Raw genomic sequence first — 16,616 nt, forward strand, 5'->3', positions numbered from 1 at the left:
AAAGTAGTTAAACTACAAGTTAAGGGAGGTGCTGCGAACCCGTCGCCACCGGTTGGACCTGCTTTGGGAGCTGCTGGAGTTAACATCATGGAGTTCTGTAAGCAATTTAATGCTAGAACTCAAGATCAACCTGGCAAAGTTTTACCAGTACAAATTACTGTGTATAAAGACAAATCGTTTGATTTTGTTGTTAAAACTCCACCTGCTGCAATTCAATTATTGGATGCTGCTAAATTGAAATCTGGTTCGGGCCAGCCTAACAGAAAGAAAGTTGCAAGCGTAACTTGGGATCAAATTAAGGCTATTGCTGAGGATAAGATGGTTGATTTAAATGCTTTCACAATTGAAAAAGCTATGAGCATGATTGCTGGAACAGCTAGATCTATGGGTATAACTGTAACTGGAGATTCTCCTCTAAATTAAGGTAAGAAATGGCAAAATTGACAAAAAAACAAAAAGAAGCTGCTTCAAAAATTGAAAAGCACAAACTGTATTCATTAAAAGATGCTTCATCTTTATTGAAAGTTGTTGCTTCAGCAAAATTTGACGAGTCAGTAGATATTGCTGTAAAACTTGGAGTTGATCCTAGAAAAGCAAATCAAATGGTAAGAGGTGTTGTTACACTTCCACATGGTACTGGAAAAGATACTAAAGTTTTGGCTTTAGTTACTCCAGATAAAGAAGCTGAAGCTAAAGCTGCAGGCGCAGACTATGTAGGATTGGATGATTATCTTCAGAAAATTAAAGATGGTTGGACAGATGTTGACGTAATCGTTACAATGCCAGCTATTATGGGTAAATTAGGTCCTTTAGGTCGTATTTTAGGACCAAGAGGTTTAATGCCAAACCCAAAAACAGGAACAGTAACAATGGAAATTGGTAAAGCTGTTACTGAAATTAAAGCAGGTAAAATTGACTTTAAAGTTGATAAAACTGGTATCGTACATGCTGGTATTGGAAGAATATCTTTTGATGCTGATAAACTTGTAGATAACGCTCACGAAATTATTCAAACATTAATCAAAATGAAACCAACTGCGGCCAAAGGTACTTACATCAAGTCTATTCACTTGTCTAGTACAATGAGTCCTGCAATTGCTTTAGATCCTAAAGCTGTATAATTGGTAGTTAACAAATTTTATTATGACTAGAGAAGAAAAATCAATCGCGATAGAAGATTTAACTGCAAAGTTGGCTAATGCAAACATAGTTTATATAGCAGATACTTCTGGATTAAATGCTGATACTACTTCAAACTTAAGAAGAGCTTGTTTTAAGGCTGGAATTAAATTAGAAGTGGTTAAAAATACATTGTTAGAAAAAGCAATGGAAGCTTCAACTAATGATTATGGTGATTTATCATCAGTTTTAAAAGGAAATTCATCAATTTTTATTGCTGATATTGCTAATGCACCAGCAAAAATAATTAAAGATTTCCGTAAAAAATCGGATAAGCCTTCTTTTAAAGGTGCTTACATCAACGGTGAAATCTACATCGGCGATAACCTTTTAGACAGTTTGGCTTCATTAAAATCAAAAGAAGAAGTTATTGGAGAAATCATTGGATTACTTCAATCTCCTGCTAAACGCATCATCTCTGCTTTGTTAAATAATGCAGAACAAAAAGGTGAGGCTGTTGCAGAATAATTTGCGCACGAGTAAACAAAAATAAATTACAAAACATTTTAAACGATAGAAAAAATGGCAGATTTGAAACAATTCGCAGAACAATTAGTTAACTTAACTGTAAAAGAAGTTAACGATTTAGCTACAATATTAAAAGATGAGTATGGTATCGAACCAGCTGCTGCAGCTGTAGTAGTTGCTGCTGGTGGTGGTGATGCTGGTGCTGCTGAAGAGCAAACAGAATTCACAGTTGTATTAAAAGATGCAGGTGCTTCTAAATTAGCAGTTGTTAAAGCGGTTAAAGAATTAACTGGTTTAGGATTAAAAGAAGCTAAAGATCTTGTAGACGGTGCACCATCTAACATTAAAGAAGGAGTTACTAAAGCTGAAGCTGAAGGTTTGAAAAAATCATTAGAAGAAGCTGGAGCTGTTGTTGAGTTAAAATAATTCTAACACAGTTTTAGAACTAGGTTTAGGTCTTGAGTTTAACCGCTCAATGACCTAAACCATTTTTCGTATAATAAAATTCTAATAAGTTTTATTATCAAATAGTTTAAAATACGAAAAAATTTTAATCCCTACGATGAAAGAAATAAGCTAAATTTTCCTGGTTTATTTTTAAAGATGTATTGATTATAAAAAGGAAAAGTATAGATTAAACAGTGTTTTTACACAAAAATTACTTTTTTTAAATCAAAATTTTGTCCATTGATGATAACAAATCAGACTGAAAGATTGAATTTTGCCTCTACTAAAAATATTCCTCAATACCCAGATTTTCTGGATGTTCAGGTTAAATCGTTTCAAGATTTTTTCCAATTGGAAACTAAATCTGACGAAAGAGGCAACGAAGGTTTATACAATACCTTCATGGAAAACTTTCCAATTACCGATACAAGAAATCAATTTGTATTAGAATTCCTAGATTACTTTGTTGATCCACCTCGTTACTCTATACAAGAGTGTATCGAAAGAGGTTTGACTTATAGTGTGCCTTTGAAAGCGCGTCTTAAATTATATTGTACAGATCCTGAACATGAGGATTTTGAAACTATAGTTCAAGATGTTTATTTAGGTACGATTCCTTACATGACGCCGAGCGGAACATTTGTTATAAATGGCGCTGAGCGTGTTGTAGTGTCTCAATTACACCGTTCTCCAGGGGTTTTCTTTGGTCAGTCATTCCATGCAAATGGTACAAAATTGTATTCTGCTAGGGTAATTCCTTTTAAAGGTTCTTGGATTGAATTTGCTACTGATATCAATAACGTAATGTATGCGTATATTGATAGAAAGAAAAAATTACCAGTTACAACTCTTTTGCGTGCTATCGGATTTGAAAGAGATAAAGATATTCTTGAGATATTTGACCTTGCAGAAGAAATTAAAGTTTCAAAAACTGGACTTAAAAAATATGTAGGTAGAAAATTAGCAGCAAGAGTATTAAATACTTGGCACGAAGATTTCGTGGATGAGGATACTGGAGAAGTTGTTTCTATCGAACGTAACGAAATTATTTTAGATCGTGACACTATCTTAGATAAAGATAATGTGGAAGAAATTCTTGATGCTGATGTAAAATTAATCTTATTACATAAGGAAGAAAATAATCAAGTGGATTATGCTATTATCCACAATACATTACAGAAAGATCCAACAAACTCTGAAAAAGAAGCTGTTGAACATATATACAGACAATTACGTAATGCTGAACCGCCTGATGAAGAAACGGCTCGTGGTATTATTGATAAATTGTTCTTCTCTGACCAACGTTATAACTTAGGTGAAGTTGGTCGTTACAGAATGAATAAAAAGTTAAATCTTGATATTCCAATGGAAAAACAAGTTTTAACTAAAGAAGACATCATCACTATCATCAAATATTTGATTGAACTTATCAATGCTAAAGCAGATATCGATGATATTGATCACTTATCAAACCGTCGTGTTAGAACAGTTGGTGAACAACTTTCTCAACAATTTGGTGTTGGTTTAGCTCGTATGGCTAGAACTATTCGTGAAAGAATGAACGTTAGAGATAACGAGGTGTTTACACCAATCGATTTGATTAATGCTAAAACATTATCATCGGTTATCAACTCTTTCTTTGGAACTAACCAGTTATCTCAATTTATGGATCAAACCAATCCACTAGCTGAGATTACGCACAAAAGAAGATTATCAGCACTTGGACCAGGTGGACTTTCTAGAGAAAGAGCTGGTTTCGAGGTTCGTGACGTTCACTATACTCACTACGGAAGACTTTGTCCAATTGAAACTCCTGAAGGACCAAACATTGGATTGATTTCATCTCTAGGTGTATATGCGAAAGTAAATGGAATGGGATTCATTGAAACTCCTTACCGTAAGGTTACAAATGGAGTTGTTGATTTAGATTCTACGCCTACCTATTTAAGCGCAGAGGAAGAAGAAGGTAAGATGATTGCGCAAGCTAACATTGAGATGGATAACACTGGAACAATAACTGCTGATACGGTTATTGCTCGTGAGGAAGGTGATTTTCCAGTTGTAAAACCAACAGAAATTCATTATACCGACGTTGCTCCAAATCAAATTGCTTCTATTTCAGCTTCATTGATTCCTTTCTTAGAACATGATGATGCGAACCGTGCTTTGATGGGATCTAACATGATGCGTCAAGCCGTGCCATTATTACGTCCAGAAGCTCCAATTGTTGGAACAGGTCTTGAGAGACAAGTTGCTTCTGATTCGAGAGTTTTGATAAATGCTGAAGGAAACGGAACTGTTGAATACGTTGATGCTAATATGATTACCATCAAATACGACAGAACTGAAGAAGAAAGAATGGTAAGTTTTGAACCAGATGAAAAAACATACCAATTAATCAAGTTTAGAAAAACTAACCAAAGTACATCTATTAACTTGAAGCCTATCGTAAGAAAAGGTGACAGAGTTCAGTTCGGACAAGTTCTTTGTGAGGGTTATGCTACACAAAACGGAGAATTAGCAATCGGTAGAAACCTAAAAGTAGCATTTATGCCATGGAAAGGGTACAACTTCGAGGATGCTATTGTAATTTCTGAAAAAGTAGTTCGTGATGATATTTTTACGTCGATTCACGTTGATGATTATTCTTTAGAAGTTAGAGATACTAAATTGGGTAACGAAGAGTTAACTAATGATATTCCTAACGTTTCGGAAGAAGCTACTAAAGATTTAGATGAAAATGGAATGATTAGAATTGGAGCCGAAGTTAAACCTGGCGACATTCTTATCGGAAAAATTACACCAAAAGGTGAATCTGATCCAACTCCTGAAGAAAAACTTTTAAGAGCTATCTTCGGTGATAAAGCTGGTGATGTGAAAGATGCTTCTTTAAAAGCTTCTCCTTCATTACACGGTGTTGTTTTAGATAAAAAATTATTCGCAAGAGCGGTAAAAGACAAACGTAAACGTACTAAAGATAAAGACGATTTGACGGCTTTAGAAATGGAGTTCGAAACTAAATTTGTTGATTTAAAAGACCGTTTGATCGAAAAACTTTTTGTTATTGTTGACGGAAAAACATCGCAAGGTGTTATGAACGATTTAGGAGAAGAAGTTTTGCCGAAAGGTAAAAAATATTCGAAAAAAATGCTTCAATCTGTTGAGGATTTCGCTCACTTAACAAAAGGTCAATGGGTTGCTGATGACGATACTAACCGTATGGTTAACGATTTGATTCACAACTATAAAATCAAGTTAAACGACTTGCAAGGAGCTTTACGTAGAGAGAAATTCACGATTACTGTTGGAGATGAATTGCCAGCCGGAATCTTGAAATTAGCAAAAGTATATATTGCTAAAAAACGTAAACTTAAAGTAGGTGATAAAATGGCAGGACGTCACGGTAACAAAGGTATTGTTGCACGTATCGTTCGTCACGAAGATATGCCTTTCCTTGAAGATGGAACTCCAGTTGATATCGTATTGAATCCACTTGGTGTACCTTCTCGTATGAACATTGGACAAATTTATGAAACTGTACTTGGATGGGCAGGACAAAAATTAGGTCGTAAGTATGCAACGCCAATCTTTGATGGTGCAACATTAGATCAAATTAATGAACTAACAGACGAGGCAGGAATTCCAAGATTTGGTCATACTTATTTATATGACGGAGGAACAGGAGAACGTTTCCACCAAGCAGCAACAGTTGGAGTTATCTATATGTTGAAACTTGGACACATGGTTGATGATAAGATGCACGCACGTTCTATCGGACCATACTCACTTATCACGCAACAGCCACTTGGAGGTAAAGCTCAATTTGGAGGTCAACGTTTTGGAGAGATGGAGGTATGGGCACTTGAAGCATACGGTGCGTCAAGTACACTACGTGAAATCTTAACTGTTAAGTCAGATGATGTAATTGGTAGAGCTAAAACTTACGAAGCTATCGTTAAGGGAGAAACTATGCCAGAGCCAGGTTTACCAGAATCATTCAATGTATTAATGCATGAATTGAAAGGTCTTGGATTAGATATTAGATTAGAAGAATAAATAAGTTTACAGTCAAAGTCACAGTTTACAGTGTAATTACCGAAAACTGTGACTGAAAACTGAAAACTTTTTCAAAAACAAGTTTTTAAAGATTTATACCCGTAAACCGTTCCGATTTTTTATAGATTTTTGTTTATAACTAGCACTTCAAAATTTAAGGTTTGAGGTTTAGAGAAGTAATTCGAGGTAGTAACTTAATGGTTTTTTAGTAATTAGTAAAAAGTAAATAGTAATTAGCAAAAAAAAGTATAGATTATCTAAAATAGCTAATGACTTATCACTTATCACTCATCACTTAGAAACTATAAATCTAAGTTCAATTAATAGTAGTAAATCAATAGTAAAAACTATGATGAATAACAGAAATAACAAAGACAACAAGCAAAACACCATTAAGCGATTTAATAAAATCACTATTGGACTTGCTTCGCCAGAATCCATTTTAGCAGAGTCTCGTGGTGAGGTTTTAAAACCCGAAACCATTAATTACAGAACACACAAACCAGAACGTGATGGTCTTTTTTGTGAGAGAATTTTTGGTCCAGTAAAGGATTTTGAGTGTGCTTGTGGAAAATATAAAAGAATTCGCTACAAAGGAATCGTTTGTGACCGTTGTGGTGTTGAAGTAACAGAGAAAAAAGTACGTCGTGATAGAGTAGGACACATCAACCTTGTTGTGCCAATTGCTCACATTTGGTATTTCCGTTCACTTCCTAATAAAATTGGTTATATCCTTGGACTTCCATCTAAGAAATTAGATATGATTATCTATTATGAAAGATATGTGGTCATCCAAGCTGGTATCGCTAAAAATGCTGAAGGCGAATCATTACAAAGATTAGATTTCTTAACAGAAGAAGAGTACTTGAATATTTTAGATACGCTTCCAATGGAAAATCAATATCTTGATGATTTTGATCCAAATAAATTTGTTGCCAAAATGGGAGCAGAGTGTATTATGGATTTATTGGCTAGAACTGATTTAGATGCACTTTCTTACGAATTAAGACACAGTGCTAATAATGAAACTTCTAAACAAAGAAAAACAGAAGCATTAAAAAGATTACAAGTTGTTGAATCGTTCCGTGACTCTAACTTAAACAGAGAGAACCGTCCAGAATGGATGATTCTTAAAGTTGTACCAGTTATTCCACCAGAATTGCGTCCGTTAGTGCCACTTGATGGTGGTCGTTTCGCAACTTCTGATTTGAATGACTTGTATAGAAGAGTTATTATCAGAAACAACCGTTTGAAAAGATTAATGGAAATCAAAGCTCCAGAAGTTATCTTAAGAAACGAAAAACGTATGTTACAAGAATCAGTAGATTCATTATTTGATAACACTCGTAAAGCTTCTGCTGTAAAAACTGAATCTAACCGACCGTTAAAATCTTTATCGGACTCATTAAAAGGTAAGCAAGGTCGTTTCCGTCAAAACTTATTAGGAAAACGTGTGGATTATTCTGCTCGTTCGGTAATTGTTGTTGGACCAGAAATGAAATTATTCGAATGTGGTCTTCCTAAAGATATGGCTGCTGAACTATACAAACCATTCGTTATTCGTAAATTAATCGAAAGGGGAATTGTTAAAACGGTAAAGTCAGCTAAGAAAATAATTGACAAAAAAGAACCAGTTGTTTGGGATATTTTAGAAAATGTAATTAAAGGTCACCCAGTATTACTGAATCGTGCCCCTACCTTACACAGACTTGGTATTCAAGCATTCCAGCCAAAATTAATTGAAGGAAAAGCTATCCAATTACACCCATTAGTGTGTACGGCATTCAACGCGGATTTTGATGGTGACCAGATGGCGGTTCACTTGCCACTTGGACCAGAAGCTATTTTGGAAGCACAACTTTTAATGTTGGCTTCACACAATATCTTGAATCCGGCGAATGGTGCTCCAATTACGGTTCCTTCTCAAGACATGGTACTTGGTCTTTATTATATGACCAAAGAAAGATTGACTACAGAAGGTCACGTGATTTTAGGTCAAGATTTAACATTCTACTCTGCTGAAGAAGTAAATATTGCTTTAAATGAAGGTAGATTGGAATTGAATGCTCGTGTGAAAGTACGTGCTAAAGATTTTAATGAAAATGGTGAATTGGTTTATAAAGTGATTCAAACTACTGCTGGTAGAGTACTATTTAATGAAGTAGTTCCTCCTGCAGCAGGATATATCAATGAAGTATTAACCAAAAAATCTTTACGTGATATTATTGGAAAAATCCTTGCAGTAACTGATGTTCCTACAACGGCAGCGTTCCTTGATAATATGAAAGATATGGGGTATAAATTTGCCTTCAAAGGTGGATTGTCATTCTCATTAGGTGATATTAGAATTCCTGAGCAAAAAACTAAATTGATTGCAGATGCAAGAGAGCAAGTAGAAGGAATTTCTTTAAATTATAATATGGGTCTTATTACCAATAACGAACGTTACAACCAAGTTATTGATATTTGGACTTCTGCTAATGCTCAATTAACAGAGTTAGCAATGAAGAATATTAGAGAAGACCAACAAGGTTTCAACTCTGTATACATGATGCTTGATTCTGGAGCTCGTGGATCTAAAGAACAGATTCGTCAGTTAACTGGTATGCGTGGTTTGATGGCTAAGCCTAAAAAATCTACTGCTGGTGGTGGTGAAATTATTGAAAACCCGATTCTTTCTAACTTTAAAGAAGGTCTTTCTATCCTTGAGTACTTTATTTCTACTCACGGTGCTCGTAAAGGACTTGCGGATACCGCTCTTAAAACTGCCGATGCAGGTTACTTAACAAGAAGATTACATGACGTATCACAAGACGTTATCGTAAACTCTGTAGACTGTGGTACTTTAAGAGGAATTGAAGTTTCGGCTTTAAAGAAAAATGAAGAGATTGTAGAAACTTTAGGAGAGAGAATTTTAGGACGTGTTGCTTTGCAAGATGTTATCAATCCTTTAGATTCAAATATTTTAGTACATGCAGGTGAGCAAATTACCGAAGCTATTGTAAAAGCTATTGAAGAATCTCCAGTTGAAAAAGTGGAAGTACGTTCTCCGCTAGTTTGTGAGGCTAAAAAAGGTATTTGTGCGAAATGTTACGGAAGAAACTTAGCTACAGGTAAAATGACTCAAAAAGGAGAAGCTGTTGGTGTTATCGCTGCACAATCTATTGGAGAGCCAGGTACACAGTTGACACTACGTACATTCCACGTTGGTGGAGTTGCGGGTGGAGTTTCTGAAGAGTCAAGCATTATCGCAAGATTTGGTGGAAAATTAGAAATAGAAGATTTAAAAACAGTAATTGGTGAAGATGCTGAAGGAAATAAAGTAGATATCGTGGTATCTCGTTCTACAGAATTGAAATTAATTGATGTTAAAACAGGTATCCTTTTAAGTACGCACTATATTCCTTACGGTTCTATCATCAATGTTAAAGATGGTGATGTTGTTGAAAAAGGTGCTGCTATTTGTAAATGGGATCCATATAACGGTGTAATTGTTTCTGAATTTACAGGAAAAATTGCTTATGAAGATTTAGAACAAGGACAATCGTTCCAAGTTGAGATTGATGAGCAAACCGGTTTCCAAGAAAAAGTAATTTCTGAAGGAAGAAACAAAAAATTAATTCCAACATTATTGGTATATGGTAAAGACGGAGAATTGATTCGTTCTTACAATTTACCAGTAGGAGCTCACCTTATGGTAGAAGATGGAGAGAAAATTAAAGCAGGTAAAATTCTTGTGAAAATTCCTCGTCGTTCTTCTAAAGCTGGTGATATCACAGGAGGTTTACCAAGAATTACAGAGTTGTTAGAAGCTCGTAATCCATCGAATCCTGCTGTTGTTTCTGAAATTGATGGAGTTGTTTCTTTTGGAAAAATTAAAAGAGGTAATCGTGAAATCATTATCGAATCTAAATTCGGAGATGTTAGAAAGTACCTAGTTAAATTATCGTCTCAAATTCTTGTTCAAGAAAATGACTTTGTTAAAGCTGGTGTACCTTTATCTGATGGTGCTATTACTCCTGATGATATTTTAAGAATTCAAGGACCATCTGCTGTTCAACAGTATTTAGTAAATGAAATTCAAGAAGTATACCGTCTTCAAGGTGTAAAAATCAATGATAAACACTTTGAGGTAGTTATCCGTCAAATGATGCGTAAAGTAAGAGTTGATGATCCAGGAGATACTTTATTCTTAGAAGAGCAATTGATTCACACAAGTGACTTTATTCGTGAAAACGATAAATTATACGGAATGAAAGTGGTTGAAGATGCTGGTGATTCAGAGAATCTTAAACCAGGACAAATCATTTCTCCACGTGAGTTAAGAGATGAGAATTCATTATTGAAACGTAATGATAAAAATTTAGTTGTGGCTCGTGAGGTTATCACGGCTACTGCAACTCCAGTATTACAAGGTATTACAAGAGCTTCGCTTCAAACTAAGTCATTCATTTCTGCTGCATCGTTCCAGGAAACAACTAAAGTATTAAATGAAGCAGCTGTAGCTGGTAAAATAGATACTCTAGAAGGTCTTAAAGAAAATGTTATTGTTGGACATAGAATTCCTGCAGGTACAGGTATGAGAGATTACGATCATATCATTGTAGGTTCGAAAGACGATTATAACGAATTGATGGCAAATAAAGAAGAATACATTTATTAATCATGAGCGATAATAATCCACAACCGGGACAAATTAATATTGAGCTTGATGAAAAGATTGCTGAGGGAATTTATTCTAATTTAGCGATAATTAATCATTCTCCTTCTGAATTTGTTTTAGATTTTGTGACCATCATGCCTGGTGTTCCTAAGTCGAAAGTGAAGTCTAGAATTATTTTAACTCCACAACATGCTAAAAGATTACTTAAAGCAATTGGAGAAAATATTCACCGATTTGAACAAGCTCATGGCGAAATAAAGGATTCGGAACAACCGCCAATTCCCTTAAATTTTGGTCCGACTGGACAAGCCTAATATTTTAAAAACTCCTCAAGAAATTGAGGAGTTTTTTTTTAGTGTTATTTTTAAATTCTCGATTAAAAACCAATTTTACCGATGAATGTGCTTGTTGAAAAATGTTAACATAAAGCTAACACAAAACAAAGATTTTGAGAGGTTTAGTTTTTAACTTTGTATCTCAAAATCAAAAAAAATCATAATTTTATGAAAAAACATTTACAAGTTATTAATTCAATGCGGATACTCTTATCGAGTGTCGCATTTGTTTTAGTGTTGATGATTCCAAGTTTTGGATGGAGTCAGACCTCAGTCCAAAATTTTGGAAATGCCACTGCTACGCACGTCAGTCAAACGGGATCTTCGGCAGTAATTCCAAATCCAGTAGGCGTTGGGACGACTTATGTTAGGTCAGGCGCTACTGCCGCTAATGCGCCAATAAGTTTGGTGATAGCATCTAATCCGTTAGGTACTTCTGAAGCTTATGTTAGAGCGGCTGCCTCAACTTCTGCATCTGTTGCTAAAGTATCGCCGATTGTGAGCTACACTGCAGGTTTAGAATTTTATACTTCTTTTAAGGTGTTATTGGGAGACGCATCTGCGACCAACACCGCAACTTCTGGGGTTTGGACTTTTTATCAGGGTTTACAGGGCTCAAATTATACTGATAACACTGATGTTTCTAACGGAAATGTTTTTACAGGTTTACGTTTTACTTTTGGTCCTTCTGGTGCGCTTACATTGACGTTCAACAATGCAGGTACCTATAATTCAGCTGGTTTGACTACTTCTTCTTTTAGTCAAGGAGTAGCTTATAATGTCGAAATAGTTGGAAATAACAAATCGGCAGGTACAATAAATTATACCTATGCAGGCAATAATCAAACGGTTGCGGTGCAAAAATTTGACTTATACATCAATGGTGTGCTTGTTGGTAATGATTTATCTAAAGGTGGTGCAGCGGGCAACACCAATATTAATGCAATGACTTGGACCGGTGTTTCAAGTACAAGCAATGCGGCCAATTTATTCTTAGATAATGTTGCAGTTTTTAACGCGGTTCCTTCATCTATAACTGGTTTTGCTCCAACTATTACTGGTACAGCAACGACTGCCGCTTTTACAACGACTTATGGGCAGTTTTCAGCTGCTCAATCTTTTACGGTTTCAGGAACTAATTTAACTGCTAATTTAATTGCTACTGCGCCTACTGGATTTGAAGTTTCAAATGATGGTGTGACTTATGGAACTACAGCTACTTTTGCACAAACCGCTGGAAATGCTTCAGGTAGTTTAAGAATTAGGTTAAAAGCTGATGCTCTTGTGTCAGGTTCTTATAATGCGCAAAATATTGTACTTTCAAGTACAGGAGCAAGTTCTGTAAATATAACTACTCCTTCTTCTGGAAATAGTGTTGCTCCTGCAACCTTAACTATAACAGCTAATAATCAAAACGTTGCCTTTGGAACTCCAGTTGCAACTGTTGTTGGTGCTGGTACTTTCGCATCTTCTGGTTATGTAAATAGTGATACTGCTTCTGTATTGAGTGGAACGGTTTCTTACACTACAACTTATACTGATACTACTCCTGCTGGAACTTTGGGTGTCACTATTTTGCCAAATGTATCTGGTCTAACTGCAGCTAATTATGTGTTTGCGTCTGTTGCTGGAACTATCACTGTTACAACTGCAGCAACTCCTACTATTACTAGTGCTTTGACTTTTAGTGCGGTTTATGGTACTGTTGCACCTACTTATACAATAACTGCTTCGGAAGCACCAACTTCTTTTAGCGCTGTTGGATTGCCAAATGGATTGTCTTTAGATACTACAACTGGAGCAATTACTGGAACACCATCTGCAGCTCCTGGAGCTTATGATGTAATTATTTCAGCTACTAATGGTGCTGGAACAGGCGATAGTCAAATTTTGGTATATACAATTACGCCGAAAGAATTAACTATTTCTGGTGCTGTTGCAAATAATAAAATCTATGATAGAACTAATGCTGCTACTATTGCGGGATCGACTTTGGTAGGGGTTTTTGGTAGTGATAATGTTACCGTGTCTAACACTGGTACTTTTGCTACAGTTTCAGCCTCTACTGGTATTGCTGTTACTTCTACTCAAACTTTGAGTGGTTTAGATGCTGCGAAATATACATTGACTTTACCATCAGGTTTGTCAGCTGACATTACACCTAGAGCACTTACAATTTCTGGTGCTTTAGCTCAAAATAAAGAGTTTGATGGAACAACTACCGCTACTATTACAGGTACGTTAAGTGGTGTGATTGCTCCAGATGTTGTAACTTTATCTTTGTCTGGAACTTTTGCTAGTTCGGCTATAGGTACTGGTATTGCAGTAACGTCGACGTCGACTATTGGTGGTGCTGCTTCTGGGAATTATTCATTGACTCAACCTATAGGGTTAAGTGCTAACATTACGCAACCTGTTTTCCCTTTAGTTCAGTGGAATACTTTTAACAATACTGGTAACGAAACTACGGAACCAAGTGCTGCTAATGATGCTACTATGCAAGCTTCTACTTTGAATTATACTGGTAGTACTGTGGTACCTGCTGGAAATGCAAATCGTTTTGGAGGTAGTGGTTGGTTTGCTACAGGTAATACCGCTGGAGGAAATACTTTAGCAGAGGCTTTTGCTGGTAATAAATACATTCAATTTACTGTTCAACCTGCTCCAGGTTATCTATTTACTCCGACTTCTTTATCTTTTATTTGGGATGCTTCAGGGACAGGTGTAAAATCTGCGACCTTGCGTTCTTCTGCTGATGGTTATGTAGCTAATATCGGCACGATTACTTCACTAGTTATCGGAACTACCACTTTTAACACGATGACCCTTTCTGGATTATCTGATTTGACGACTACTACTTTCAGACTTTATGGATATGGTGCAACTGGTACTGGCGGTACAGGAGGTTTTGATACAGGATCTTCTCAAAATAATGTACGATTACTTGGATACACTTCTTTAGCTCCTGCGCCAGTCATTTCTGCTTCAGGAACTTTAGCAGCATTAACTACTGTTTATGGAACACCTTCTGCAGAAACTACTTTTTCTGTTTCAGGAACTAATATGCAAGCAGGAATTTTGGTAACACCTCCATCGGGATATGAAGTGTCTTTGACTTCAGGTTCTGGATTTGCTTCAACTGTAACTGTTGGTGCTGCAGGAGCGATTGCTTCAACTACTGTTTATGTAAGATTAAGCGCTACTGCATCGGTAATCAATTCTCCTTTTTCAGGTGATGTTGTTTTATCTAGTTTAAATACCGCTTCTGTTCTTGTACCTACCGCTTCAAGTACGGTTACTCCAAAAGAATTAACGGTTACAGGAGTAACTGCTGCTAACAAAGTTTTTGACGGAACAACGGCTGCTACTTTAAATGGTACGGCTTCCTTAATAGGAGTTATTAATAGTGATGTTGTAATTTTAGGAGGTACTCCTGTTGCAACCTTTGCTACTGCTGATGTTGGAGCTAATATTGCTGTTTCTGTAACAGGATATACTATTTCTGGAACAGGTGCAGCTAATTATTTCTTAATGCAACCTAGTTTAACTGCTGATATTACAAGTGAGCCTTCACCAATAATTACAAGTGCATTAACAGCATCTGCTACTTATGGTGTTGTGGCACCAACTTATACTATCACAGCCTCTAATGCACCTACAGCTTTTAGTGCTTCGGGATTACCAGCTGGATTAACTGTGAACGCAATTAACGGTGAAATTACTGGAACACCAACTGGATTGCCTGGAGTTTACACTGTAACTATTTCAGCTACTAATGGTGGTGGAACAGGTACTGCTCAATTAAGTTATACTATTTTAGCAAAAGAGCTTACGTTATCGGGAGCTGTCGCTAATGATAAAATCTATGATAAATTAAATGCTGCAACAATTTCAGGATTTACTGTTGTTGGTGTAGTTGGAACGGATGCAGTTGTGGTTTCTAACACAGGAACTTTTGCATCTGTAAATGTTGGAACGGCTCTTTCGGTAACATCAACTCAAACCTTAAGTGGTGCTGATGCTGCTAAATATGTATTAACGGTACCAACAGGTTTAACTGCTGCTATCACTCCAAAAGCATTAACGGTTACTGGTGCTGTTGCTCAAAACAAACCTTTCGATGGAACTACTGCTGCTAATATTACTGGTACATTAGCAGGAATTATTGCTGGTGATGTTGTAACTTTTAATGGTACAGGTACTTTTGCTTCGGCGGCGCAAGGAACTGCTATATCAGTAACTTCTACTTCTACTTTGTTGGGTGCGAGTGCTGGGAATTATTCTTTGACACAACCTGTAGGACTTGTTGCAAATATAACTGCTCCAGTGATTTTACAATGGAATACTTTTGGAAATGCTGGAACTGAAACTACAGAGCCAAGTACTTACAACAATCCAAATGTAACGGCAGCTAATCTTACCCTAGGTTCAATCACTGCTGCAGGAAACAGTAATCGTTTTGGTGGTACTGGTTGGTTCAACACCGGAAATACTACAGGAGGAAATACACTTGCTGAAGCTGTTGCAGGAAATGACTATATTCAATTTGTTGTTACTCCAACTTCAGGGTATACTTTTACTCCAACTTCTTTCTCTTTTATTTGGGATTTTTCAGGTACAGGTCCAAAATCAGTAGCACTTAGATCATCTGCTGATGGATTTACAAATGATATTGGGACTCTTGTTAATATGACTGCAAGTCAAACTGCTGTTAAAACGATTCCTATTACTAGTTTGATGAATGTTTCTGCAACTACAACTTTCAGACTTTATGGATTTGGTGCTTCTGCTGCTACTGGTACTGGAGGTTTTGACTGTAATTCATCACAAAATAATGTGATTTTATTTGGTACTTCTGCTTTATTGACTGGCCCAACCGCTTCTGTTATTTCTGGAAGTACAACTGTTTGTCAAGGTGATAGTGCTGCTATTTCGATTGCAATGACTGGTGGTACAGGTCCATTTACTGTTCAGTATACCGATGGAACTATTGTTTATACAGAAACTAATTTTGTTAGCGGAACTAATATTATTGTTTCACCGACCGCTACTGCTACTTATACAATTGTGTCGGTTGTTGATAGTTTGGGTTATGTAGGTACAGGAAATAGTGGAAGTGCTGTTGTAACGGTATTACCTAATTTGACTTATTATGTTGATGCTGATAATGATGGTTTTGGTGATCCTTTAGCGCCAACGTTCCAATCTTGTGTGCCTCTTGTTGGTTATGTAACTTTAGGAACGGATTGTAATGATGCTAATGCAGCGATTAACCCAAATGCGGTTGATGTTTGTTATGATGGAATTGATAATGATTGTAATGGTGTTATTGATAATGTTGGTTTGCCAGGTGGATGTACTCCAATTGTTGGTTCATTGCCAGCAGGAACTTGTGGTACTACTTTAGCTGGTTGGTATTCTACTGTAACTGCTAACTGGACTAACTTTGCTCAAGGTTACAGATTCAA

8 protein-coding genes are annotated in these 16,616 nt (G+C 36.3%); all 8 read left to right on the top strand.

Annotated features, from left to right (window positions below):
- On the top strand, positions 1-423 hold a 423-nt coding region (gene rplK / locus Q0050_RS01835), incomplete at its 5' end, for a 50S ribosomal protein L11 (RefSeq protein ID WP_298392092.1).
- Between the two features lie 8 nt (positions 424-431).
- Positions 432-1,121, top strand: coding sequence for a 50S ribosomal protein L1 (rplA, locus tag Q0050_RS01840; RefSeq protein ID WP_298392094.1), 690 nt, complete (start codon positions 432-434; stop codon positions 1,119-1,121).
- A 22-nt stretch (positions 1,122-1,143) separates the two neighbouring features.
- Positions 1,144-1,647 carry a 50S ribosomal protein L10 gene (gene rplJ, locus Q0050_RS01845; protein ID WP_298392096.1) on the top strand — a complete coding sequence of 168 codons (504 nt, stop codon included), beginning with the start codon at positions 1,144-1,146 and terminating at the stop codon, positions 1,645-1,647.
- 54 nt (positions 1,648-1,701) lie between these two features.
- A complete protein-coding gene (rplL, locus tag Q0050_RS01850; protein WP_298392098.1) occupies positions 1,702-2,073 on the top strand; it encodes a 50S ribosomal protein L7/L12 in 372 nt (123 codons plus the stop codon).
- Between the two features lie 264 nt (positions 2,074-2,337).
- The gene (gene rpoB / locus Q0050_RS01855; RefSeq protein WP_298392100.1) at positions 2,338-6,150 is read left to right on the top strand and encodes a DNA-directed RNA polymerase subunit beta; all 3,813 of its coding nucleotides are present in this window, start codon (positions 2,338-2,340) and stop codon (positions 6,148-6,150) included.
- Positions 6,151-6,499: 349 nt separating this feature from the next.
- The gene (gene rpoC / locus Q0050_RS01860; protein ID WP_298392102.1) at positions 6,500-10,813 is read left to right on the top strand and encodes a DNA-directed RNA polymerase subunit beta'; all 4,314 of its coding nucleotides are present in this window, start codon (positions 6,500-6,502) and stop codon (positions 10,811-10,813) included.
- 2 nt (positions 10,814-10,815) lie between these two features.
- Entirely contained in the window at positions 10,816-11,127 is a 312-nt protein-coding gene (locus Q0050_RS01865; protein ID WP_298392104.1) for a DUF3467 domain-containing protein, read from the top strand.
- 189 nt (positions 11,128-11,316) lie between these two features.
- Positions 11,317-16,616: YDG domain-containing protein (locus tag Q0050_RS01870; RefSeq protein WP_298392106.1), on the top strand; the 5,300-nt coding region annotated here is incomplete at its 3' end.

The organism is Flavobacterium sp. (genome assembly GCF_027483985.1).
Lineage (GTDB): Bacteria > Bacteroidota > Bacteroidia > Flavobacteriales > Flavobacteriaceae > Flavobacterium.

Excerpts from the sequence above, each read along its gene's own strand:
- rplL (WP_298392098.1), top strand. The coding sequence starts at position 1,702 with ATGGCAGATTTGAAACAATTCGCAGAACAATTAGTTAACTTAACTGTA.
- rplA (WP_298392094.1), top strand. The coding sequence starts at position 432 with ATGGCAAAATTGACAAAAAAACAAAAAGAAGCTGCTTCAAAAATTGAA.
- rpoC (WP_298392102.1), top strand. The coding sequence starts at position 6,500 with ATGATGAATAACAGAAATAACAAAGACAACAAGCAAAACACCATTAAG.
- Q0050_RS01865 (WP_298392104.1), top strand. The coding sequence starts at position 10,816 with ATGAGCGATAATAATCCACAACCGGGACAAATTAATATTGAGCTTGAT.
- rplJ (WP_298392096.1), top strand. The coding sequence starts at position 1,144 with ATGACTAGAGAAGAAAAATCAATCGCGATAGAAGATTTAACTGCAAAG.
- rpoB (WP_298392100.1), top strand. The coding sequence starts at position 2,338 with ATGATAACAAATCAGACTGAAAGATTGAATTTTGCCTCTACTAAAAAT.